This is a genomic window from Nocardia sp. JCM 38205 (genome assembly GCF_058222935.1).
Genome location: NZ_JBYHFL010000006.1, coordinates 326280 through 349033 on the forward strand (window position 1 = coordinate 326280; position 22754 = coordinate 349033).

Annotated in this window: 22 protein-coding genes; 10 read left to right on the top strand and 12 right to left on the bottom strand. The window is 68.8% G+C overall.

Going from position 1 to position 22754, the window contains the following annotated elements:
• Positions 1-12: 12 nt before the first annotated feature.
• The 4 genes from ftsR to AC4HOU_RS23215 all read right to left on the bottom strand — a co-directional run bounded on the left by ftsR (position 13) and on the right by AC4HOU_RS23215 (position 2574).
• On the bottom strand, positions 13-822 hold the full coding sequence (ftsR, locus tag AC4HOU_RS23200) for a transcriptional regulator FtsR (RefSeq protein WP_163812230.1): 810 nt from the start codon (positions 820-822) through the stop codon (positions 13-15).
• 54 nt (positions 823-876) lie between these two features.
• Complete coding sequence (gene odhI / locus AC4HOU_RS23205) at positions 877-1362, bottom strand: oxoglutarate dehydrogenase inhibitor Odhl (protein ID WP_036536402.1); 486 nt, start codon at positions 1360-1362, stop codon at positions 877-879.
• 159 nt (positions 1363-1521) lie between these two features.
• Positions 1522-1920 carry a glycine cleavage system protein GcvH gene (gcvH, locus tag AC4HOU_RS23210; protein WP_163812232.1) on the bottom strand — a complete coding sequence of 133 codons (399 nt, stop codon included), beginning with the start codon at positions 1918-1920 and terminating at the stop codon, positions 1522-1524.
• Positions 1921-1983: 63 nt separating this feature from the next.
• Positions 1984-2574, bottom strand: a complete 591-nt coding sequence (locus tag AC4HOU_RS23215) for a CDP-alcohol phosphatidyltransferase family protein (RefSeq protein ID WP_104361077.1) — start codon at positions 2572-2574, stop codon at positions 1984-1986.
• A gap of 196 nt (positions 2575-2770) precedes the next feature.
• Between AC4HOU_RS23215 and AC4HOU_RS23220 the strand changes: the two genes are divergently transcribed.
• The 3 genes from AC4HOU_RS23220 (at position 2771) to AC4HOU_RS23230 (ending at position 5896) form a co-directional block, all read left to right on the top strand.
• On the top strand, positions 2771-4180 hold the full coding sequence (locus tag AC4HOU_RS23220) for a DUF2252 domain-containing protein (RefSeq protein ID WP_490725266.1): 1410 nt from the start codon (positions 2771-2773) through the stop codon (positions 4178-4180).
• Between the two features lie 134 nt (positions 4181-4314).
• Positions 4315-5193: a nuclease-related domain-containing protein gene (locus tag AC4HOU_RS23225; RefSeq protein WP_280212815.1), complete on the top strand. Its 879-nt coding sequence runs from the start codon at positions 4315-4317 to the stop codon at positions 5191-5193.
• A gap of 34 nt (positions 5194-5227) precedes the next feature.
• Complete coding sequence (locus tag AC4HOU_RS23230) at positions 5228-5896, top strand: phosphatase PAP2 family protein (RefSeq protein WP_490725268.1); 669 nt, start codon at positions 5228-5230, stop codon at positions 5894-5896.
• A gap of 117 nt (positions 5897-6013) precedes the next feature.
• Here the strand turns inward: AC4HOU_RS23230 and AC4HOU_RS23235 are convergent, their stop codons facing one another.
• A complete protein-coding gene (locus tag AC4HOU_RS23235) occupies positions 6014-7945 on the bottom strand; it encodes an acyl-CoA dehydrogenase family protein (RefSeq protein ID WP_195007166.1) in 1932 nt (643 codons plus the stop codon).
• Positions 7946-8112: 167 nt separating this feature from the next.
• Here AC4HOU_RS23235 and AC4HOU_RS23240 point away from each other — a divergent pair, with 167 nt between their 5' ends.
• The 3 genes from AC4HOU_RS23240 to AC4HOU_RS23250 all read left to right on the top strand — a co-directional run bounded on the left by AC4HOU_RS23240 (position 8113) and on the right by AC4HOU_RS23250 (position 12882).
• Positions 8113-9675, top strand: a complete 1563-nt coding sequence (locus AC4HOU_RS23240) for a threonine/serine exporter family protein (protein ID WP_490725270.1) — start codon at positions 8113-8115, stop codon at positions 9673-9675.
• A gap of 151 nt (positions 9676-9826) precedes the next feature.
• Entirely contained in the window at positions 9827-10510 is a 684-nt protein-coding gene (locus AC4HOU_RS23245) for a biliverdin-producing heme oxygenase (protein WP_280499165.1), read from the top strand.
• A 341-nt stretch (positions 10511-10851) separates the two neighbouring features.
• On the top strand, positions 10852-12882 hold the full coding sequence (locus tag AC4HOU_RS23250) for an SDR family oxidoreductase (RefSeq protein ID WP_490725272.1): 2031 nt from the start codon (positions 10852-10854) through the stop codon (positions 12880-12882).
• Positions 12883-12891: 9 nt separating this feature from the next.
• Here AC4HOU_RS23250 and AC4HOU_RS23255 read toward each other — a convergent pair whose 3' ends face one another.
• The 5 genes from AC4HOU_RS23255 to AC4HOU_RS23275 form a co-directional block, all read right to left on the bottom strand.
• On the bottom strand, positions 12892-13545 hold the full coding sequence (locus AC4HOU_RS23255; RefSeq protein WP_490725274.1) for a cutinase family protein: 654 nt from the start codon (positions 13543-13545) through the stop codon (positions 12892-12894).
• Positions 13546-13646: 101 nt separating this feature from the next.
• Positions 13647-13979, bottom strand: coding sequence for a hypothetical protein (locus tag AC4HOU_RS23260; RefSeq protein ID WP_490725276.1), 333 nt, complete (start codon positions 13977-13979; stop codon positions 13647-13649).
• Between the two features lie 134 nt (positions 13980-14113).
• Positions 14114-14944, bottom strand: coding sequence for an IclR family transcriptional regulator (locus AC4HOU_RS23265; protein ID WP_490725278.1), 831 nt, complete (start codon positions 14942-14944; stop codon positions 14114-14116).
• A gap of 118 nt (positions 14945-15062) precedes the next feature.
• A complete protein-coding gene (locus AC4HOU_RS23270; RefSeq protein ID WP_280211598.1) occupies positions 15063-16526 on the bottom strand; it encodes a serine/threonine-protein kinase in 1464 nt (487 codons plus the stop codon).
• Between the two features lie 112 nt (positions 16527-16638).
• Positions 16639-17100: a thioredoxin family protein gene (locus AC4HOU_RS23275; RefSeq protein ID WP_490725280.1), complete on the bottom strand. Its 462-nt coding sequence runs from the start codon at positions 17098-17100 to the stop codon at positions 16639-16641.
• A gap of 263 nt (positions 17101-17363) precedes the next feature.
• Here AC4HOU_RS23275 and AC4HOU_RS23280 point away from each other — a divergent pair, with 263 nt between their 5' ends.
• Both AC4HOU_RS23280 and AC4HOU_RS23285 read left to right on the top strand, forming a co-directional pair.
• The gene (locus AC4HOU_RS23280) at positions 17364-17993 is read left to right on the top strand and encodes a maleylpyruvate isomerase family mycothiol-dependent enzyme (RefSeq protein ID WP_490725282.1); all 630 of its coding nucleotides are present in this window, start codon (positions 17364-17366) and stop codon (positions 17991-17993) included.
• A gap of 59 nt (positions 17994-18052) precedes the next feature.
• Positions 18053-18574, top strand: a complete 522-nt coding sequence (locus AC4HOU_RS23285; RefSeq protein WP_490725284.1) for a DinB family protein — start codon at positions 18053-18055, stop codon at positions 18572-18574.
• A 119-nt stretch (positions 18575-18693) separates the two neighbouring features.
• Here AC4HOU_RS23285 and AC4HOU_RS23290 read toward each other — a convergent pair whose 3' ends face one another.
• On the bottom strand, positions 18694-20460 hold the full coding sequence (locus AC4HOU_RS23290) for a 2-isopropylmalate synthase (RefSeq protein ID WP_490725285.1): 1767 nt from the start codon (positions 20458-20460) through the stop codon (positions 18694-18696).
• A gap of 173 nt (positions 20461-20633) precedes the next feature.
• Between AC4HOU_RS23290 and AC4HOU_RS23295 the strand changes: the two genes are divergently transcribed.
• Both AC4HOU_RS23295 and AC4HOU_RS23300 read left to right on the top strand, forming a co-directional pair.
• Positions 20634-21305 carry a FadR/GntR family transcriptional regulator gene (locus AC4HOU_RS23295; protein WP_490725286.1) on the top strand — a complete coding sequence of 224 codons (672 nt, stop codon included), beginning with the start codon at positions 20634-20636 and terminating at the stop codon, positions 21303-21305.
• A complete protein-coding gene (locus AC4HOU_RS23300; protein WP_490725287.1) occupies positions 21302-22105 on the top strand; it encodes an ABC transporter ATP-binding protein in 804 nt (267 codons plus the stop codon). Before AC4HOU_RS23295 ends, AC4HOU_RS23300 begins: the two co-directional genes overlap by 4 nt.
• A gap of 93 nt (positions 22106-22198) precedes the next feature.
• On the opposite strand, the gene AC4HOU_RS23305 is transcribed toward AC4HOU_RS23300, so the two are convergent.
• Complete coding sequence (locus tag AC4HOU_RS23305; RefSeq protein WP_163812261.1) at positions 22199-22711, bottom strand: mycothiol transferase; 513 nt, start codon at positions 22709-22711, stop codon at positions 22199-22201.
• Positions 22712-22754 lie beyond the last annotated feature (43 nt).

The window sequence follows — 22754 nt, forward strand, 5'->3', positions numbered from 1 at the left end:
AACGCCGCGCGATCAGTTGCCGAGCGAGGCCCGGACCGAGGCCTTCACCAGGCTGGTGTGCAGGGTCAGCGACAACGCCGCCAGCTCACGCACGGTCTCCTCCGCACGGGCGCGCGCACCGGCGTCGCGGCTCTTGGCGATGGGGGCCGCGATCTGGGCGACCAGGGCCGCCTCCCGGTCGGCGGCGAGTTTGAACGCCCGCAGATGCCGTGCCTCCAAACCGAACTCCGACATCGCGCGAGCGGTTTTGGCCAGCGTCACCGCGTCGGCGTCGAAGAAACCGGCGGCGCCGGGGGTGATCAGATTGGCCCGGATCAGGTCGTTGAGGAATTTCTCGTCGATACCGGCCTGCTCGAGCAGATCGGCGCGGGTGAGCCGGACCTCGTGGTCGAAGCGCAGCTCATCCGGGGAGATCTCGCCGGGAACCACGCCGAGCCTGCGCGGGGCCGCGGCCCGCTCCCCCGCGGCACGCTCGCCCTCGCCGGCGGCACGTTCGGGTTCGGTGCGCACGGAGTGCGCCCGGGCGCGGGCTTCCCGCACACCGAGCGTCGCCGCACCACTGTCGATCGCTTCGAGCTGTTCCTTGATCACCTTCAGCGGCAGGTACTGATCCCGCTGCGCGGTGAGCACGAAACGCAACCGCTCGCAGTCGGCCACCGAGAATCTGCGGTAGCCCGAGGGCGTGCGTTCGGGCCGGATCAGCCCCTCCGCCTCCAGGAAACGGATCTTGGAGATGGTGATGTCGGGGAAATCCGGCCGCAGCAGGTCGAGCACGGAGCCGATCGACATGCCTCCGCGAGCCCACTGCGCCGCGCCCGTCATGACATCGAGTCTTTCATGTGAGAGCGCCGATCACGTGTACCGGCGCACCGCCTGTCACAAGCTGCCCGCACCCGCCGCCGAATCGGTGGTCTGGGCGCGCGGACCGGTGAGGAATACCAGCCGGAACTTGCCGATCTGGACCTCGTCACCGTTCTGCAGCTCGGAGGAATCCACCGGCTCCCGGTTGACGTAGGTGCCGTTGAGGCTGCCCACATCGACCACCTGGAAGGAATCCTCGTCCTGACGGAACTCGGCATGACGGCGACTGACGGTCACGTCGTCGAGGAAGATGTCGCTGTCGGGGTGACGTCCGGCCGAAGTGGTCGGCTGGTCCAGCAGGAACCGCGAGCCCGCGTTCGGACCGCGCTTGACCACCAGCAGGGCCGCGCCGACGGGCAGTCCCTCGACACCCTGGACCGGCTGTTCGCCGGTCGCCTCTCCGGAGCGTGACGCGTCGACCTCGTTCAGGAAATCCGCGCGGAAGACCGACGTCGTCTCGGCCGCGGTCTCCCCGTAACCCGGGTCTTTGTTCTCGCTCACCGTTTCTCTCCTCCTCGAACCTGATAAGGCAGTTGCTGCCTCGACCGCCGCGACCTCGAGTCGCGGCCGCACAACCCACCAGCGGCCGGCAGCACATCCGTTGGCATTGACCGTACCCTGCCGGGGCGGACCCGTGCAGGGAGAACTGGGAAGGCCGGGTCAGCCCCCGATAACTCCTTGATAACCTGCGGCATCGAGCAGTTCACCGAGTGCGGTGTCCAGCGCCGCGGCATCGCTCACCTCGAGCTCGAACAGCCACCCCGAACCGTAGGGGTCGGTGTTCAAGGTCTCCGGTGCGTTCTCCAATTCCTGGTTCGCCCCAACAACTTTCGCGTTCAGGGGAGCATAGATGTCGGAGACGCTCTTGGTCGATTCGACCTCCGCGATGCTCTCACCGGCCGCGACATCGACGTCGACGGCAGGCAACTGAACGAACACGACGTCACCGAGCTGGGACTGGGCGTAGTCGGTGATGCCGACCCGGACCCTGGAGGGGCCGATCCGACGCACCCACTCGTGCTCTTCGGTGTAGCGCAGGTCCTCGGGCGTCTGGGTCACAAGGCATCCTTTCGTTGTGCACGGTGCACGCAACTCTATAGCGAGCGCCGGTCCGAGCGTGGATCAGTGGTCGGTCCTGCGCGGTATCGCCCGTGCTACGGCGATGGCCTTACCGGTGTAGAGCACGCCGGTCCAGACGTAGACCGCGGTGCCCCAGACCAGTAGTGCCCCACCGAAGGCCCGGCCGAAACCATCGCCCGGCCAGTCCATCTGCCCGGCCAGCAGCCAGGGCAGCGCCGACATCAGCGCGAAGGTGGCGGCCTTGCCCAGATAGATGACCTCGGGCGGATCCAGATCGCGGCGCCGGTACACCGACAGGGTCAGGGTCAGGATCAGGTCGCGGCCGATCAGCAGCGCCGCCACCCACCAGGGGATCAGCCCGCGGATCACGAAGGCGGCCAGGGTGGTCACCAGATACAGCCGGTCGACGAACGGATCGAGCAGGGCGCCCAGCTTCGAGGACTGGTCGAGCAGCCGGGCCAGTTTGCCGTCGAGGAAGTCGGTGACGCCGCTGACGACGAGCAGCGCGAAGGCCCAGCCGTCGGCATGCTCGACCAGCATCAGCCACAGGAACACCGGTACGCCGATCAGCCGCAGCACGCTCAGCGCGTTGGGCACGGTCAGGATGCGGTCGGCGAAGACGCCGCCGAACACCTCGCGCTCGGCACCCCGGCCGGATTCGGTCGTCCCCGATTCGCTTGTCACAGCCCCGTGCATACCGCATCGGCGCTCTCACGCGCCATCCGGCCCGCACCTGGGGGGCAGCGCATGGCCCGGTGCGGGGTGCGTGCGGGCTCACTCCCGTACCGGGCACCCGTACGCGGCGCCGGAGTCGGTAGCGTACGCGGTGATGAGCAGTCGAATCGACCTCCGCAGCCACGTCTCCGCCGACGACGTCCGCGCCCGCGGCGCGGCACTGCGCGAACAGGTGCCCTTCAGCGCCCGCGATCGCGAGGCCGCCGCCCCGGATCGCCCCGGCGTGCTCCCGTTCGTGGCGGCGAGCAATGCGGGCCGGTTGGCGCACCTGGTCCCGCTGCGAATCGGACGGATGACCACCTCGCCGTTCACCTTCTATCGCGGTGCGGCCGGTCTGATGGCCGCCGACCTCGCCGCCGGGCCGGTCACCGGGCTCACCGCCCAGCTGTGCGGCGACGCGCACGCCGCCAACTTCGGCCTCTACGGCACCCCGCACGGCGACATCGTCATGGATATCAACGACTTCGACGAGACCGTGGCCGGGCCATGGGAGTGGGACCTGGAGCGGCTGGCGGCGAGCCTGGTGCTGGCCGGGCGCGAGGGCGGCTCCAGCGAGGACGACTGCCGTGATGCCGCGCGAGACGCGGTACGTTCCTACCGTCGCACCATCGCCGCGCTGGCCGAGATGCCGTTCATGGAGTCCTGGACCGCCCTGCCCGACGAATCGATGATCAGCAAGGCCAAGGCCGACGATCTGCTCGACGATTTCAAGAAGGCGGCGAAGAAAGCCCGTAAGAACACCAGCGCCAAGGTGGTCGCCAAATGGACCGAGCACCTCGACGACCACGAAACCGGCATTCGTAAGCAGCGTTTCGTCAACGATCCGCCGATTCTGACCCATGTCGACGAGGCGGTGGCCGAGGCCGCCATCGACGCGCTGGAGAACTACGGGAGCACGCTGCGCGAGTCCAGGCAGGGTTTGCTGGTCCGATTCTCGGTGTCCGACATCGCGTTTCGTATCGTCGGGACGGGCAGCGTCGGCCTGCACAGCTACGTCGCACTGCTGCACGGCAACGACGGCGAAGTGCTGGTGCTGCAGTTGAAGCAGGCCAATCCGTCGGCGTTGACGCCCTTCGTCGCGCCGGCCCCGCCGCGCCACGAGGGTGAGCGAATCGTGCAGGGCGCCAGGCTGGTTCAGGCCGAGACCGACATCCTGCTCGGCTGGACGAGCATGCGGGTGCCCGCGACCGCCGAGGAACCCGAGCGGGAACTGCCGTTCGTGGTGCGCCAATTCCGCAACTTCAAGGGCGCGATCGACCCTGCCGAACTGGATTCGAAGGATCTCGACGATTACGGCAGGCTCGCGGGCGCACTGCTGGCCCGTGCGCACACCCGGTCGCTCGACCCACGCGCCACCGCCGGATATCTCGGCGAGGACGAACGTTTCGAGGAGGCGGTGGCCGATTTCGCGGTGCGCTACGCCGACCGGACCGAAGCCGATCATGCCGAGCTGGTCGCCGCGGTGCGCGCCGGAAAACTTCCCGCGGAGCCCGCGGACGGGTAGCCTTCGGACCGGCGCCACGCCCGTCCGCCCCGGACACAGCGCGGAGCCGCAAATCTCGGGTCGGCGCCGACCCGCCTCGTATCCTGTCCGGTACCGGGTGTCGACGTGAAGGGCGGTCGCCAATGCTCGTGCGAGTGCAGAACAGCGCAGGCACCAATGCCGAACGGGCATTGATCGACTGGTTGCGCACCTGGAAGGACCCCGGTAGCCCACACGGGGTCGCGACCATCAATTGCAGCCTGTTCCATCAGGACACCCTGCATCAGTTCGATGCGGTCATCTGGACGCCGACCAGCTGCGTGGTAATCGAGGCCGAAGCACTGATGGCACGCCAGGAGGGCGTGCTGCAGATCCCGCTCAACGGCGCGTGGACGGTCTCGGGTGAGCCCGCCGTCTGGGAGAACAAGGATCGGCGCACCCCCCTGGAACGCTCCCGCGATCACACCTTCGCGCTCCAGAACTGGCTGGCGGCCCGCGGGCTCGGCCAGCGCGCGGTGCACGGTGTGGCGCTGATCGTGCCGATGCGCGGCGCCCGGATACAGCTCGAACAAGCATGGAGCGACCCGAGTTTCGATGCCATTCTCGGCGACGATCCGGAACGCCTGCGGCACTACTTCGACACCCTGGCCCAGGCCGAGAACCACCTCTGGACCGCCAACGACGTCGCGATCGCCTTCCGCGGGCTCGGCATCCTGCCGTACCTGCCCGCCCCACAGGAGTTGCTCAACGAAGGATTCCTCGGCCCCATCGATATCACGCTGTGGCACGGCGGTCCGGCGCAGGCGCAGGCCGAGGCCTACGCCGAGGAGCTGGCGCAGGCCGAACGCGAGGCCGCCAAGCCCAAGGTGCTGCAGGCGCCCTGGTACAGCCCGTGGAAGCTGTATCCGCCGGAGCGCGGCGACGTCGATTTCGGGCGCGCGTTCATGCGATCCACCCTCGCGGTCGGCATGGTCATCGCCTTCGCCTGGGTGCTGTGGATGGTGATCACCGCCATCCTCACCTACGGTCCGTAGGCGCTTGTCGGCGGCAATGACTATCGTCGTTGCGGTGATCGCAGCACCCGGAACGGGCGAACCCGCGGCGCGTGGACCGGATACCGCACCCGACGCGCCGATGCCCGACCGAACCGGCCCGTGGGGTGCGGCCGCGGTCGCGGGCACGGCCACCGTCGCGATTCCGCTGAGCTTCCCGCCCGACGGCGGGCCGACCGGCCTCGATCAGCGCATCGGCGAACCGATCAGCGCCGCCCTCGATCCCCGGCCGTGGGTCGCCGAGGTGCTGGCGCTGGCGAGCAACACCTGGGTGGTGATCGCGTTGATGCTGGCCGGCGCCGCCTGGTTCGGCTGGCAGCAGCGCTGGTGGCGCGCCGCGAGCATGGTGGCGGTGCCGGAGGTCGCCGCCGGGCTCAATACCTGGGCGCTCAAACCGTTCTGGGGTCGTCCACTGCACGACTATCTCGCCTATCCGAGCGGGCACACCGTGCATCTGGTGGCGGTCGCGACGACGTTTCTGGTGCTGATCGAATCCACCAGGGCGCGGCTGATCATCGCCGGCTGCGCGGTGGTGGCGTGGGTATCGGCGGCTATCGGCATGATCGCCCTCGACTATCACCATGCCACCGACATCATCGGCGGCGCCGGTGCGGCGATCGCGATGTCGGTGCTGCTGTGTTCGGGGATCGCGCAGGTGCAGCGTCGTACGGCGCAGGCCGGGTGACGACCCGCGCTCCGAGCGGGTGCGGCCCGAATCGAATCCGCACCGAGCACACTGCGCAGGACCCACCCGCGCCGAGTGCGTCGTGCCCACCCGGCGCGGCCGAGCCCCCTTACTCGCTCACTGCCGCTCGTAGACGCTCGCGTCGTCGAGCATGGCGGCGCGCAGCATGGATTCGGGCACGCCCATCGCCTCGATGAGCGTCAGCGCGTCCGGGCGCAACCGGTCGACGAGTTCGTTCACTCCGCGCCGCACCGCTTTGCCCCGCTCGACCGACATGAACCTGTGCATGATGAACCACGCCAGGTTCTCTTCGAGGGTGGCGTAGACGAACAGATCGCACACCGTCTCCGCCAAGGCGCGGGCGTCGGGATCCTCGATTCCGCTGATGCCCTCGATGAACGCCTCGAGCACCAGCCGATCGATATGGGCCGAGCCCGCGGCCAGAATATGATCCTGCGCGTTGTTGAACGCCTCGAACGGGCTGGTCTCCTCGGCCCGCGCGCGCAGCCGGTGCGCCGCGGTGCGGACCAGATAGTCCTCGCGGTCGGCGAACAACTGCAACTGGACCGCGCGCTTGGACAGATCGCCCTCGTCGACGGATTCGTCGCCGCGATCACGCAGGGTCTGGATCAGCTGACGCACCCCCGAGCGCTTGCGCACCACATCGCCTGCCATGGTGGCGGCGAAGCGCACCCAGCCCAGCGCGTCGAGATCGCGCACCTCATCGGAGTAGGCGGTCAGCAGTTCCTTGGCGACCAGCTGGGTCAAGACGACGTTGTCACCTTCGAAGGTGGTGAACACATCGGTATCGGCCTTGAGGGTGACCAGGCGGTTCTCGGTGAGGTAGCCGGCGCCGCCGCAGGCTTCGCGGCATTCCTGGATGGCACGGGTGGCGTGCCGGGTCTGGGCCACCTTGAGGCCCGCGGCGCGCTTCTCCAGCGCGCGTTGGGCGCCCGGATCGAGGTCCTGGCCGGTCTGCACCAGATGCATGCGCCGGACCAGGTCGTTCTGCGCGAAGGCCAGCGCGTAGGACCGTGCGATCAGCGGCAGCAGTCTGCGCTGGTGATTGCGGTAGTCCAGCAGAAGAATCTCGCCGCCGTCGTCCGGGTCGCCGAATTGCCGGCGCTTCAGGGCGTAGCGGCCTGCGATGCTCAGCGCCACCCGCGCGCCCGCCGCCGCGGCGCCGCCCACGCTCACGCGGCCGCGCACCAGGGTGCCGAGGGTGGTGAAGAACCGGCGGCTCGGGTTCTCGATCTCGGAGCTGTAGGTGCCGTCCGGCGCGACGTCGGCGTAGCGGTTGAGCAGGTTCTCCCGGGGCACGCGCACGTGGTCGAAGACGATGCGGCCGTTGTCGACGCCGGGCAGCCCGCCCTTGAGCCCACAGTCAGAAGTGGTGACGCCGGGCAGGTCGTTGCCCTGCTCGTCGCGGATCGGCACCAGCAGGCAGTGCACGCCGTGATTGCCCTCGGCGGTGATCAGCTGCGCGAAAACCGCTGCCATGCGGGCGTGTTCGGCCGCGCCGCCGATGTAGTCCTTACGCGCCGACGGGGTCGGGGTGTGCACCACGAATTCCTGGGTGGCCGGATCGTAGGTCGCGGTGGTTTCGAGATTGGCGACGTCGCTGCCGTGGCCGGATTCGGTCATCGCGAAGCAGCCGAGCAGATCCAGCGAGATCAGCCGTTTGATGAAATCGCGATGCCGCTCGGTGCCGAGGTTTTCCACCGCGCCGCCGAACAGGCCCCACTGCACGCCCGATTTCACCCATAGCGACAGGTCGGTGTAGGCCAGCATTTCCAGCCCGACGACGGCCGCGCCCGGCTCACTGGTACCGCCGTTCTCCCGGCGAAAGCCGCGTTCGGCGATACCGAGCCCGGCCAGCGCCCGCATCTGCTCGAGCACCCTGGCCCGTGCGGCGCGGTGGTCGAGTTCGGGGTCGCCGGCGAACCGGTCGCCCGCCAGTTGTTCCCTTGCCTGTTCTCGGACCTCGCCCCACGGTCCGTCCAGGGCTTCACGAAGGTGATCTGCCGTCGATGCGCTGCCGGTAGCCATGACCCGACCATAGCCGCATCCGTCGGCGCCGGGCCGAAAGAACGCGGGGCGAGATCGGTCACCACAGCACGGTTCGCCCCGGCCGCCGGGACGGCGGATACCGCGTCTGCCTGCGGTTGCGGGTATCACGATGCGCGGGCCCGGTCGGGGTGACTACCTTCACGGCTATGGCTATTGGCGCGCCCTCGGGAGGAGACATCGGCGAACCACGCGTCGACGATTTCGCGGCGCGTGGTCCACGACGACGCAGAATTCTGCGGCTGCCCGTGGTGACGCAGGCCGTCGGGCGGCTGGTCGGTGACCGGCAGGCGACCGCCGACACCATCGTCGCCGCGCCGACGCCGCTGCAGCCGATCGACCTCACCGACGACGCCAAGGTCGCCGAGGTGCTCGACCTCGCCGTGCGGATGGGTGAGGTGGTGCTCGCCTCCGGTACCTCGGTCAACGACACCACCACGACCGTCCGGTTCATCGCGGCCACCTACGGTCTGGCGCGCTGCGATGTCGATGTCACCTTCGACGCCATCCGCATCTGGGCCGACCGTGGCCGCTCGCTGCCGCCGGCCAGCAGCATGCGCATCGTGCACTACCGGGGCATGGATTTCACCCGGCTGGCGGCGGTGGACCGATTGACCCGGCGCATCCGCACCCAGATCGTCGACCCCGAAGACGCGCGTGCGGCGCTCGACGCCATCACCTCGGCGCCACACCCCTACCCGCGCTGGGTGGCGACCTTCGGCTGGTCACTGCTCGCCGCCTCGATCGCGGTGCTGCTCGGTGCCGGTGCGCTGGTCGCGGTGATCAGCTTCGCCGCCACGGCGGCGATCGACCGCGTCAACCGGATTCTCAATCGATACGGACTGCCCTTCTTCTTCCAGCACATGGTCGGCGGTGCAATCGCCGCCGCACCCGCGATCGTGCTGGCGACGCTGGCCGAACCGCTCGGCATCGACGTCGACCCGACGCTCATCATCGCGGCGGGTATCACCGTGTTGCTCAGTGGTCTGCAATTGGTCGGTTCGGTGCAGGACGCCATCACCGGCAGCCCGATCACCGCGGCGGCACGCATGCTCGAGGTGGTGATGATGACCGGCGGCATCGTCGCCGGGATCGCGCTGGCGCTGCGGATGGGCCAGATCCTCGGTGCCACATCACCCCCGCTGGATCTCACTCCGGCCCGGGTCTTCACCGATCTGCCTGCCAAACTGCTCGCCGGTGCGGTGGCGGCGCTGGCCTACGCGCTGGCCTGTTACGCCGAGCGCCGGGCACTGGCCGCCGCCGCACTCAGCGGCGCGGTGGGCACCGTCGTCTTCCTGCTGGTTCAGCACGCCGGGTTCGGGCCGGTGGTGTCCTCCGGCGCCGCGGCCACGATCATCGGCCTCGCCGGAGGTCTGATGGCGCGGCGCGCGTTGACCCCGCCGTTGATCGTCGCGGTCGCGGGCATCACCCCGCTGCTGCCGGGCCTCAGCGTCTATCGCGGCCTGTACGGCACGCTCAACGACGAACTGCTGATCGGGGCCAATCAATTGCTGGCCGCCCTCGGTGTCGGGTGTGCGCTGGCCGCCGGTGTCACCCTCGGCGAATGGTTCGACCGGACGGTGGTGCGCCCGCCGGTGCTGCGCCGCTTCGGCAACCTGCGCCGGCCCATCGTCCGGCGCCGTCGCAGGCCCGCCGGACTGCCGCCGTACCTGCGCAAGGAGATCCCGCCCTACCTTCGCAAGCAGAAGTGAGCCCATCGCGGGAATATCGGTGAGCCGGTATCGTCGAAGCGATCGGTCCGCCGCGGCGCGGTCCCGCCACGGCGTGCCCGGGCCCGCGGCCGGCCGCGCAGACGGTTTCAGTGAGGGTGAGGTGGTTTCGGATATGTCGCACGGTCCGAATGTGTCGGAGACCGATCACGCTACCGCGGAGCCGCTGCCGTTCTCGGTGCAGATCCGCAGCGCCACCGCCCGTCAGCACGAAGAGGCGGAGAACTCCTCGTTCATCTCCGACATGCTCGGCGGCGAACTCGGCGTCGAGTCCTACCTGCGCTACACCGGCCAGCTCTGGTTCATCTACCGCGCGCTGGAGGGCCGCTGGGACGCTTTGGCCGATGACCCGATCGCCGGGCCGTTCATCCGTCCCGAGCTGGCTCGCACCGCCGAACTCGAGCGCGACCTCGCCCATCTGGCCGGCCCGCGGTGGCGTGACGGGCTCGAACCGCTGCCTGCCACCGCCGCCTACGCCGCGCGCATCGATGAGTGCGCGCGCGAGTGGCCGGGCGGCTATATCGCCCATCACTACACCCGCTATCTCGGCGACCTGTCCGGTGGCCAGGTCATCCGCGGGACCGCAGAGAAACTGTGGAATCTGCCCCACCGGGGTGATGGTGTGCGGTTCTACGTCTTCGACGGCGTCGGCAACCCGGCCGCGTTCAAACGCGAATACCGGGCGTTGCTGGACCGGATGCCGCTCGACGATCTGGAGCGTCGCCGCGTCCTCGATGAGGGTCAGCGGGCCTTCGCGATGAATACCGCCGTGTTCGAGGAGCTGGCCGAGGAATTCCCTACGCGACGGCCGTCCTGATCCGGTAGGCGACATCTGGTCAAGCGACCGATTGTCCACTCTGGACGCGCGATTCGATTATCTGTCACCCTCGGTTTCATAATCCTTATCTGAAAACTGTTGTAACACACAAAATCCCCGTCGGCGCCGTCGTGACCATTCCCACAACGACTCCGCGCCCATCCGGCTTGCTACCGACGGGTAACCCCGATTACTGTTCCGATCAGTCAGGACGAAGGTGTTCCTACTTTCGGCCCGGCGAAATCTTTCGGGGGGTCGAAATCTTCGATTGTCCGCATTCACCGCTGCATGCCGGACAGCTCTGTGCGACAACGGCTTCGAGTGAACAGCAGGGGTAGACAGTGGTCTCTTTTATTGTGACAGGCGGTACCGGATTTTTGGGTCGTCGTGTCGTGCAAGGAATTCTGGACAATGAACCGGACGCACAGGTGCACGTGCTGGTTCGCCCCGAATCGCTGGCCAAGTTCGCCTCGCTGGCGACTCGCTGGCGCGGCAGCGAACGGCTGCACCCGCTGGTCGGCGACCTGACCGCGGACGGCCTCGGACTCACCGAGCCCGCACCCGCCGCCGATCACATCATCCACCTCGGCGCCGTCTACGATATGACCGCCGACGAGACCACCGCGCACGCGGCGAATGTGCGCGGCACGTATTCGGTTCTGGCACTGGCGAAACAACTCGACGCGGTGCTGCATCACGTTTCTTCGGTGGCGGTGGCCGGTGATCATCGCGGCCAGTTCTTCGAAGAGGATTTCGATCTCGGGCAGCGCCTGACCTCGCCTTACCATCGCACCAAGTTCGCGGCCGAGAAAATGGTGCGCGAATCCCAGGGTGTGCGCTGGCGGGTGTACCGGCCGGCGATCATCGTCGGCGATTCCCGTACCGGCGAAATGGACAAGATCGACGGCCCCTACTACTTCTTTTCCGCCATTGCCGCGCTCGGCGGGCTGCCCGCCGACTTGCCGCTGCCGCTGCCCGATCTCGGCGCGACCAACGTGGTTCCGGTCGACTACGTGGGCGCGGCCATGGTCGAGCTGGTACGCAGGCCGGGCCTGGACGGGCGCACGTTCCACCTGGTGAATCCGCGCCCGCAACCCTTCGGTGAGATCTACGGCGCGCTCGCCGCCGCGGCCGGCGCGCCCTCGGGCGTGGGTCCGCTGCCGGGCAGCCGTCGCGCGTTGAGTGGGCTGTCGCATCTGCCCGGCGTGCCCGCGGTGCGCGATTTCCTGTTGGAACGGGTGGGCATTCCGGCCGCGGTCGCGCCGCACGTGTCGTTCTCGGCGGAGTTCGTCTCCGATTCCACCCGCGCGCTGCTGCGCGGGCTGCCGGTGCCGGAGTTCGACAGCTACGCGGCCCGGCTGTGGGAGTACTGGCGCGCCAACCTCGATCCGGATCGTCACCGGCCCGCCTCCGCCGAGGAGATCTTCACCGGCCGGGTAGTGCTCATCACCGGCGCGTCGTCGGGAATCGGGCTGGCCACCGCGCATGCGGTGGCGCGGCGCGGTGCGACAGTGCTGATGGTGGCGCGTGGCCGCGCGGAGTTGGCGGCCGCGGCGGAGGCGGTGCGTGCCGATGGCGGTGACGCGCACGCCTATCCATGCGATATCACCGATGCCGAGGCCGTCGACACCCTGGTCGCCACGATTCTCGCCGACCACGGCGGGGTCGACTACCTGGTGAACAATGCCGGCCGGTCGATCCGCCGCTCGGTGGTCAATTCCACCGACCGGATGCACGACTTCGAACGGACCATGGCGGTCAACTATTTCGGCGCGGTCCGGCTGATCCTGGCGCTGCTGCCGTCGATGCGCGAGCGCCGCTTCGGCCACATCGTCAACATCTCCTCGATCGCGGTGCAGACGAAGGTGCCGCGGTTCGCCGCCTACGTCGCCAGCAAGTCGGCGCTGGACAATTTCAGTGAGATCGCCGCGGTGGAGAATCGCGATGCGGGCATCACGTTCACCTCGGTGCGGATGCCGTTGGTGCGCACGCCGATGATCGCGCCGACCGATCTCTACCGTTCACTGCCGGTCCCCGACCCTGCGCAGGCCGCGGCTATCGTGGTGCGGGCACTGGTCGAACGCCCCGACCGGATCGACACGCCGGTCGGCACGTTCGCGCAGGCGGTGGAGCTGCTGATGCCGTCGGTCAAGCGCACGATCATGCACCAGGGGTACCGGATCTTCGGTGAATCGAAGGCCGCCGCTGGGGTAGCGCCGCGGCCGGAAGGCCCCGGTGCGGCCACCGCCGATCAGTTCGCCGAGCAGCCGCGCAACCCGTTGACCGCGCTGTCGCCGGTCCTGCTGCCGCTCATGGCCTTGCCGGGTCCGGCGGCGCGGATGGCCAGGGTGGTGCCGGGCCTGCACTGGTAATCCGGCAGCTCAGAGCAGGCGAGCCGCGAAGTCGGCTGCCGCGGCGATGGTGTCGCGGTAGCCGACGTGCGCGTCCGGGTTCATCGCGCCGAGCTCACAGATCGGATCGCCTGGCGCGCAATAACTCCTGGTCCGGGCCGCATAGATGTCGGTGACCGACCATGCGTTGAGCCGCAGCGGATCACCGAACAGCAGCACCGCGGCGATCCGTGGCGCCAGCGCGGGCGGCAGCTGCCGGATTCCCGGCATCAGGGCCATCACTCCGGTGCCCAGCGCCCCGTGCACGACGAGGGCACCCTGTGAGTACCCGGTGACGATGTAGCGCTGTCCCGGACACTGTGCGGAACGGTCGACGAGGTGGCCGACCAGATCGGTGGTGCCCTGGCCGACCGACCCCGGGTCGAGCAGGTCGGCGGGATAACGCACCGGATAGGCCCCGACGCTCACCGGCACCGTCTCGGTCACCGCGGCGTACAGCGGATCGCCCACCACCGCACCGAGATATCCCGGCTCATGGGTGCCGCGGGCGACGACCAGTTCCGCCGCCGCACAGCCGTCTCCCCTGGCCGCAGCACTCCAGCACCCGGTACCGAGCGCGAGCAGAACTGCCGCGAATAATGTTGCCGCAGTACGAATAATGGTCCGACCACACTGTCCGGCCATCGTGATCACCGCCGTTCACACCCGAAAGTGCCTGCCGGGGAGACGGTGTCGGCACACCGGCCCGGCCGTATCCGCGAAGGTACGAACGGTGCCCTACCGGGTCAAGCCGGATGCGCCAACCGATATCGACTCAACGCCCAACCGTGTCCTGATCCGTCACGGAACGAGCACCGCGGCGCCGCGAATCGTCCGTGCGCGAGGTCGCCGAGGGCGCGATCGGCGGCGTCGAGCGGATAGGGGTGGGTGGCCAGGTGGATGCGCTGCCGGCCCGCGGCGGCGAGGAACTCGTGCGCGTCGTCGCGGGCATTGGCGGTGACGGAGCGGATCTCGCGTTCCCGGAACAGATGCCGCTGATAGTTCAGGGCCGGGACATCGCTGAGGTGAATGCCCGCGGACCGCTCCCCATCGGGCCCGGCGTGCGCACTCGCCAGCATCGGCGATACCTGTCGCTGACATGCTGCTCCATCGCACTCCTCGTGCTCGACGACGAGCGGTGTGGACGGTTTCTGCGACGAAGACTACTCCGCTGTGACGACCCGGCCGTCCGATGGGCGTGGTGACGCCGCGGTCAGAAACGAGACGCCAGCACATTCGCGGCTTCCCGCGCGAGACTCATGAGCATGCGGGCCTGACTGCTGATATCGGTGGCGGACCGGTCGGCCCCTACCCGGGTGCTCAGCGACAGAGCCGCGACCGCCATCCCCCGCCTGCGCACCGGCACCGCGACACAACCTATTCCGGGCACCGATTCCTCATTGTCGACCGCGACGCCCTGCCGGTGCCGGATACGGGCCAGTTCACGGTGCAGTTCGACGCGGTCGCCGATGGTGCGAGCGGTGAGCTGCGGAAGCCGCTCCCGGAACGAAGCGTCGACCACGCTCGGCTCCAGTGCGGCCAGCATGGCCTTGCCGAGAGCGGTGCTGTGCGCTGGCATGCGCCCGCCCAGCCGGGTGGGGACGTTCGCGGTATGCCGGCCGCCCACTTTGTCCAGGTAGAGGACCTCGCGCCCGTCCAGCACACCGAGGTGCCCGACGAGTTCGAGATCGCTGTGCCTGCACAGGTCGTGCAGCAGCGGGCTCACCGCGTCGCGGATCTCGTTGTGCCCCGCGGCCAGTCCGCCGAGTTCGAGCACGCGCAGGCCGAGCCGGTAGCCGCCGGGCCCGTGCGCGAGCCAGCGCAGCCGGATCATCTGATCGAGGATGCGGTGGACGGTGGAGCGGGGCAAGCCGGTGCGTTCGACCAGTTGGTGCAGGGTGAGTATCGGCGTGGCACCGTCGAAAGCGTCCAGGATGAGGGTCATCCGCTCGATCATCGAGACCGGCGGCTCGGGGCGTGGCACCGGATCCCGACCGGCCCGCAACGCGCCGGTCCCGGGGTGAGTCGGCACCTCGACCGTCAAGATCAACCTCCATCGTGCAGCGGGTACAGCTTAGGAGCGGTGCACCCACGGGCAGTATGGATTCGGCCGGCCGAGACCACGATCACATACCGGCCGGTCTCGGTATCACGGGTCGCCGTCAGTTGGGCAGCAGCGGGGTGATGAGCCTGCTGCACAGCCATCGGCCATCGACGAGCTCCATGCGAGCCGACATCGAGATCTGCTCGGTCTCCTCCGGTTTGCCCGGCGGCGAGTTGATCTGGGTGAGCAGCACATCGACGTCGGCGACGGTGTCGGCAGCGCTCATGGTGGCGGTGCATGCGGCGTCGGCGGCACGTGACCGGATCGGGTCGGAGGCCACGAGCATCCCGACCACCGGCAGCACCCCCTGCGCCTGGGTTTCCCATTCGCCGGTCGCACCGTCATAGACGCGTTGCTCCCATCTGTCGGGATCGTCGTAGTCGTAGGTGGCCATCAGCTTGCTGTACTCGCAGGCCGCGTGTTCGGCGGCCGCCTGTGCCCCGGCGGGCGGCGTGGGCGGTGCGGGCATCTGCGGGTCGCCGCCGCCGCGCAGCACCACCGCGGTGATGGCGGCGGCGGCGAAGAGCGCAAGGGCGGCGAGCGCCGCGGCCAGCGGTTTGCGTGCGGTGCGCCATCGCGATGCCGGCGCCCGGTTCATCGCGGAAGTGGCGACCGCGGGCCGGTCGCCGGATCCGGCTCCCGGCGCGGCGTTCGGAGACAACGCTGTCGGGCCGGTCGCGCGCGGCGCGGTCAATGCCCGGCGGGCAGCGGCCGCCAATTCACCACAGCTGCCGTATCTTTCGTCGCGATTCTTCGCCATGGCTCTCGCGATGACGTCGTCGAAGGCCGGTGGAACCGCCGGGTTGCGCGCGCTCGGACGCGGCACCGGTGCGTTGAGGTGGGCGGCGATGAGCTGACCGGTGCTGGCCCCGGGATAGGGCAGCTCCCCGGTCAGCATGTAGTAGAGGGTGCAGCCCAGGGCGTACACATCGGCGCGGTGGTCGGTGTCGGCGCGCAATTCGAACTGCTCCGGCGCCGCGTAATGGAAACTGGCGTACAGCTCCCCGGTCCTGGTCAGGCCGTCGACGCGGTCGAGGGCCTTCGCGATACCGAAATCGGTGAGGTAGACCTGCCGTTGCGGTCCCCATTCCAGCAGGATGTTGGCGGGTTTGACATCTCGGTGCAACACACCGAACCGATGCGCGTGATCGAGGGCCTTCGCCGTTTCCTCGGTGATCCGGACGGCGTCGGCGGGCCGGATCGGCCCCTCCCGCAGTGCGGTCGCCACATCGGTGCCCTCGATGTACTGGATCGACATCCACAGCCGGTCCTGCTCCTGCCCCCTGGCATACACCGCGACGATATTCGGGTGCGCGAGCCGCGCCGCGGTATCGGCTTCCCGCAGGAATCGTGCGCGCACCTCGTCGTCGTCCCCGATTACGGGGCTGAGCAGCTTCAACGCGACCATCCGAGGCAGATCCCGGTCATGCGCCAGGTACACCTGCCCCATGCCGCCCTCCCCCAGCAGCCGTTCGATCCGATAACCGGCGAACTCCTGCCCCACCGCCAGCCGTCGATCCACCCGCAATCCCTCCACGAAACTGCCGCACACCTTAGCGGATGGGCGGGGCCCGCCGACCGCCACGAATTCTCATGGCGCGGGGGTGTGGATCGTGCGTGCGACGGGATTCGGCTCAGAGACCGGGCCACCCGTACCGGGAGGAACCGGGCGCCAAGCCCGCCAGCCGGGGCTGGGTGGCCTCCTGCGGCGCGGGCTGCGGTAGGGATGCCTGGGTGCGGGCGGCGTCGGCGATGGTGCGGCGGTAGGCGTCCATATCCATCCAGCGGATCTGCTGGACCAGTTCTTCGAGGTGGTCGGCGGGCAGGTAGCCGGCCTGCGAGTACACCAGCAGGCCTTCACGGAAACCCATCAGCCACGGATAGCTGTCGACCTGGGCGGCGGCGACCAGGCCGGGTTCGGCCTCACCGTCGATGGTGGCGTGCACGATGTCCGGATGGGTATCGGCCGAGGATTGATAGACCGGCGCGAAACGGGTGCACCAGCCGCACCAGGATGCCCAGAACTCCACCAGCACGATGTGGTTGCTCGCGATGACCTGGTCGAAGGTCTGCTGGGTGAGCGCTCTCGTCGGCATCGGTGTTCCTCCCGGCGACCGGCTCGGACCCGAGTCGCTCCTCGCGTGCAACCGACCTCGAATCCTGGCACAGAACGCGCCCGCCCGCGCGCCGAGGTCGCCCGCACTCACCGCGATCGCCTCGCCGACCGGGCAGCTGCGCCGGGACAGGACGGCGCCGGCCTCATCCCGCGCTCGCCGATGAATTCCGTCCTCTCGACCGGTCCTATCCCTGAACGGCCGGTGTGCGCGACCGGCCGATGCGCGACGAACAGGAGTCGACAATGACCGAAACCGATGTCCGGGCGGTGGTCGCCGAGCAACGCCGATATCTCACCGAGGTGCTGGGCGGGCTGGACGAAACGGGCTGGGACGCGCCGACGCTGTGCGAGGGGTGGCGGGTGCGCGAAGTCGTCGCCCACATCACCATGCCGTACCGGCTCTCGCTGCCGCGGTTCGTCCTCGGCATGATCAGGGCAGGCGGCAACTTCAACCGCATGTCCGATCGCAGCGCCCGCGCCGACGCGGCGCACATGACCTCGTCACAGCTGCTGACCTGCCTGCACGACAACGTGCACCACCCATGGAAGCCGCCCGGCGGTGGCTACGTCGGCGCCCTCAGCCACGACATCATCCACGGCCTCGATATCACCGTCGGCCTCGGCCTCGACGACGTGCTGCCCGAACATCGGCTGCGACCGGTGCTGGAATCGGTGCGGCCGAAGCAGGTGAAGTACTTCGGCGTCGACCTCGACGGCATCCAGCTGCGCGCCGACGACCTCGACTGGACCTACGGCACCGGCGCCCCGCTCACCGGCCGCGCCCAAGACCTGCTGCTGGTGTTGTGCGGACGCAGCCTCCCGGCAGGTCATCTGCGCGGTTCTGCGGCGGATCGGTTCAGCGCCGCCCGGTGAGTCCGGCGCCGCCGAAAATTCATCCCACGCTTGCGTGGCCCGCGCGGTACAGTCCCCCGGTGGCATGGATAGCCCCCGAGATCGATCGGATCGAGACGTTGTCCGTGGCCGAGGAACGGCCGATGTTGCAGTCCTGGCTGGCCTACCACCGCCAGACGCTGCTGCTGAAATGCGCGGGCCTGGACGCCGCTCAGCTCGCGCAACGGTGCGTCGCCCCGTCGAAGATGTCCCTGCACGGTCTCATCCGGCACCTCACCGAGAACGAACGCGGCTGGTTCCGCGTCACCGCCGCCGGCGAATCCCTCGGCTACCTCTACTGCTCCGAGGACAATCCCGACGGCGATTTCGACGACGTCCCGGACGCCGACCCGGCCTCCGACCTCGCCACCTACCACCGCGAGATCGAAGCGGCCGACGCCGCCGTGGCCGCCCTCCCCCTCGACCACCGCTGCCACCATCCCGTCACCGGCACCGAATACACCCTGCGCTGGATCTACCTGCACATGATCGAGGAATACGCCCGCCACAACGGCCACGCCGACTTCCTCCGCGAACGCATCGACGGGCGGACGGGCGAGTAGGACATCCGCCCGGCTGCGCCGCGGCCGAGTGCGGCCGGCTGCACTCCCCCGGGCACCGAGCTGCCCCGGAGCGAACCAGGCGGTGCGATGATCGCGAGCGACCACCGCACCGCCGACCGTCAGATCATCGAGGGCACGGCCGTGTTCGCGGCCACCATGACCGCGGCCATGGACGCGGTCAGCACGGAATCGCTACGGCCGCACGACCATCCGGTTCGGCCGTTGATCCGGTACTCGAGGTAGGTGATGGCCGGACCGGCATTGCCTGCTCCGAGCGATTGCTGATGCAGGGCCAGGACTTCCACCGGGCGGCCGATGTCCCGGAGCGCGCAGGCCAGTGCGTCGATCGGCCCGACGTCGTGATGGTCGGTGGTGTGCGTGCGCCCGTCGGCGGTCAGGGTGATGGTGGTAGTGGATTCGCCGGACTGCCAGTGGTCGAGGGTGACGGTGGCGGAACCGGTGGCCAGGTAGGTCCGGTCGAACAGTTCGCGCAGCTCGGCCGCGGTGATCTCGGCACCGGTGCCGTCGGTGTGTTGCTGTACGTGCCGGGCGAAATCGATTTGCAGGCGCCGCGGCAGGTCCATGCCGAATTCACTGTTCAGCAGGTAGGCGATGCCACCTTTGCCGGATTGGGAATTCACCCGGATCACCGCGTCGTAGCTGCGGCCGAGGTCGGCGGGGTCGATCGGCAGATACGGGACCTGCCAGTCGAGCTCGCGTTCGGGGCGGCCGGTGGCGGCGGCGCGGGCACGGTGCTCGGCCAGGCCCTTGTTGATGGCGTCCTGGTGGGTGCCCGAAAACGCGGTATGCACCAGATCGCCGACGTAGGGATGGCGCTCGGGGATGGGCAGCCGGGTGCAGTGTTCGACGGTGCGGCGGATCTCGTCGATATCGGAGAAGTCGATCATCGGGTCCACACCCTGGGCGTGCAGATTCAAGGCGAGGGTGGCGATGTCGACGTTGCCGGTGCGTTCACCGTTGCCGAACACGCAGCCCTCCACCCGCTGCGCCCCGGCCAGCACGGCGAGTTCGGCGCAGGCGATGCCGGTGCCGCGATCGTTGTGCGGATGCACCGACAGGATGATGCCGTCACGCCGCGCCAAGGTGCGATGCATGTACTCGATCTGATCGGCGTACACATTCGGCGTCGCCACTTCCACCGTCGCAGGCAGGTTGAGGATCACCGGCCGTTCGGGCCTGGCATCCCACAGCTCGGTCATCGCATCGCAGATATCGCGCACATAACCCGGTTCGGTCAGGTTGAACACCTCCGGGGAGAACTCGAAGCGCACATCGGGCAGATCGCCCGCGAATTCGAGCACATCGCGTCCGCCCGCCAGGATCATGTCGCGCAGTTCACGAATGTCCTTGCCGAGCACGGTGTTGCGCCATACCGGCGCGGTAGCGGTGTACATGTGGATGACGACCTCGTTGCGCAGTCCACGCACCGATGCGACGGTCCGTTCGATCAGATCCCGCCGGGCGGGAGTGAACACCACAATGGTGACGTCGGACGGCGCGATATCGGTGTCGGCCAGCAACCGCACGAAATCGAATTCGGTCTGCGAGGCCGACGGATAGCCGACCTCGATCTCCTTGTATCCCATGGCGACCAGCAGTTCGAAGAATCGCCGTTTGCGTGCGGGATCCATCGGTTCGGCCAGCGCTTGATTGCCGTCACGCAGGTCGACCGGCACCCACAGCGGCGCCTGAACGATCTGCGCCGAAGGCCAATCACGGTGCACCAGTGGCACATCCACACGTTCGTAGACGTTGCGGTAGCGGTGCGAGGGCATCTGCGAATGCCGCTGCCGGTTCCACGCGGGAGCCTGCGCGGGGATGCGGCCCGCCGGCGTGTCGATGGTGGGGAATGCACGCGATGTCATGGTTCTGCTTCCTGGCCGTGCGGCCGTCACGAAAGGAGGTGACCGGCCGACGACGAAACCCCACGGCGGGGTGGCCGATCGGTCAGGCCCCGCCGTGGCGGTCGAGGAGCAGGCGGTAGGCGAGCATGGCCTAGACTATACACAACTCCTCAGACAAGTAGAGAGGTTGGCGAATGGACAACCAGGTACGCCGGCATCCGCTGGCCGAGCAGGCAGCCGAACTGCTGCTGGCACGCATCCGCGGCGGCGAATGGCCGCTGGGACACCGGCTCCCCGGCGAGACGACCTTGGCCGCGCAACTGGGTGTGGGCCGCTCGACGGTGCGCGAAGCGATCCGCGAGCTGGCGGGCAAGGGCGTGCTGGCCAGCAGACAGGGCGCGGGGGTGTTCGTCACGGCACTCGATGTCAGCGAGGAATGGGACATCGTGCTGCGTCGCGCCACCATCGCCTCGGTGATCGAGGCCCGCATCGCCATCGAAGCCGAGGCGGCCGCCCTGGCCGCGCACCGGCGCACCCCCACCGACCTGCGGGCGATCCGGCGCGCGCTGGCCGGCCGGAACGTGCCGGGGCAGACGGTCGCCGAGCACGTCGACGCGGACATGCAGTTCCACCGCGCGGTCCTCGTCGCCGCCCACAACGACATCCTGGTGCAGCTGTTCGACGCATTCCTGCCGCGCCTGCGACTGGCGATGATCGACATGCTGGAGATCCGCCCGGTCCCCTCCGAGCGAGCCGATCACGCCGCCCACGAACAGCTCGCGGACGCGATCGCGGCCCGAAACCCCACGGCGGCAGCAGAATTCAGCCGCACCCACCTCACCGCCCTGAAGGAGGCGTTCTCGTGACCACACCGGTGCTCGATCTGACCGAGGTGACCTTCCGGCGCGAGGGCAAACAGATCCTCGACGGCATCTCGCTGACCGTGCACGCCGGCGAACACTGGGCACTACTCGGGCCCAACGGTGCGGGCAAGAGCACCCTGCTCGGATTGTGCGGCGCTGTCACCCACCCGACCTCCGGCACGGTCCATGTGCTCGGCGAGCAGCTGGGACGGGTGGAATTGCAGCGGCTGCGCCGATCCATCGGGCATGTCAACCCGCGCCATCCCCTGCGGTATTCGTTGACGGTGCGCGAGGTGGTGCTCACCGGGCTCACCGGCACGATCGATACCCCGATGCGCTGGAGCCCATCGGCCGACGATCTGGCTCGCGCGCACGCCATGATCGACACCGTCGGCCTGTCCGGTAAGGCCGGCGAGATATGGCCGACGCTGTCACAGGGTGAGCGCGGCCGCACCCTGATCGCCCGCGCCCTGATCGCCGATCCGCGCCTGCTGCTGCTCGACGAGCCGTCCACCGGCCTCGATGTCGCCGCTCGCGAACAGCTGCTGGAGACGATCGACGCGCTCGACCGGACCCATCCGGAAGTGGCGTCGATCCTGGTCACCCATCACCTCGAGGAGCTGCCGAGCACCACGACCCACGCCCTGCTGATCGCTGCGGGCCGTACCGTGGCGTGCGGGACCGCCGAGGAGACCATCACCACCGAAACGATCTCGGCGACCTTCGCCCACCCGGTCGACGTACACCGCACCCACAACCGCTGGACTGCCCGCTCCCCCATCCCCGAGCTCAACCGCTCCTGAACATTTTGTGCCACACAGCGCTGCGGGCGGGCGGCGCGGCGATATCGCGGCCCCCGGGTGCCGGACAGAGCGGCGGGTGCTGGTCGCGCCGCGCTATCGGCGGCGCAGGAGAATCCCGCGAATGAACGCCGCCTGGCCCGAGTGCTGGATGTCGTCGTCGATGACGCTGATCAGCCGAACACCGAGCGTGACCGGCGGATCCCACCGGGTATCGACCACGCGCGGCAGATCGGCATCGGTGAGCCCGCCGACGTAGTCGACCGTCTGGGCGTGCACCGCGTCGTGGTAGCCGAGCAACAGCTCCGCAGGCACCTGCGCGAGCGCATCGACCTCGGCCGCGGAATGCCCGTACCCCGTGTCGGCCGCCGGGAACGGCAACCCGAACCGCCGCACCCAGCCATCGCGGGTCCACACCTGCTCGGTCCCCGCCACATCCGCGATGTGGTCGTCCTGCACCCGGGTCAGGTGCCACACCAGCCAGGCGATCGAGTTGGCCTCCGGATCGAGCCGCGCCCCCAGCTCGGCCCCCGTCAACCCCTCCACTGCCCCGCGCACGTTCTCCCGGATCCGCCCGAACCCGTCGATCAACAGCTCAGCACTGGTCATGTTCGGTGCAAGACCGGGGCCGGTGCCCGGTATTCCCCTCGGA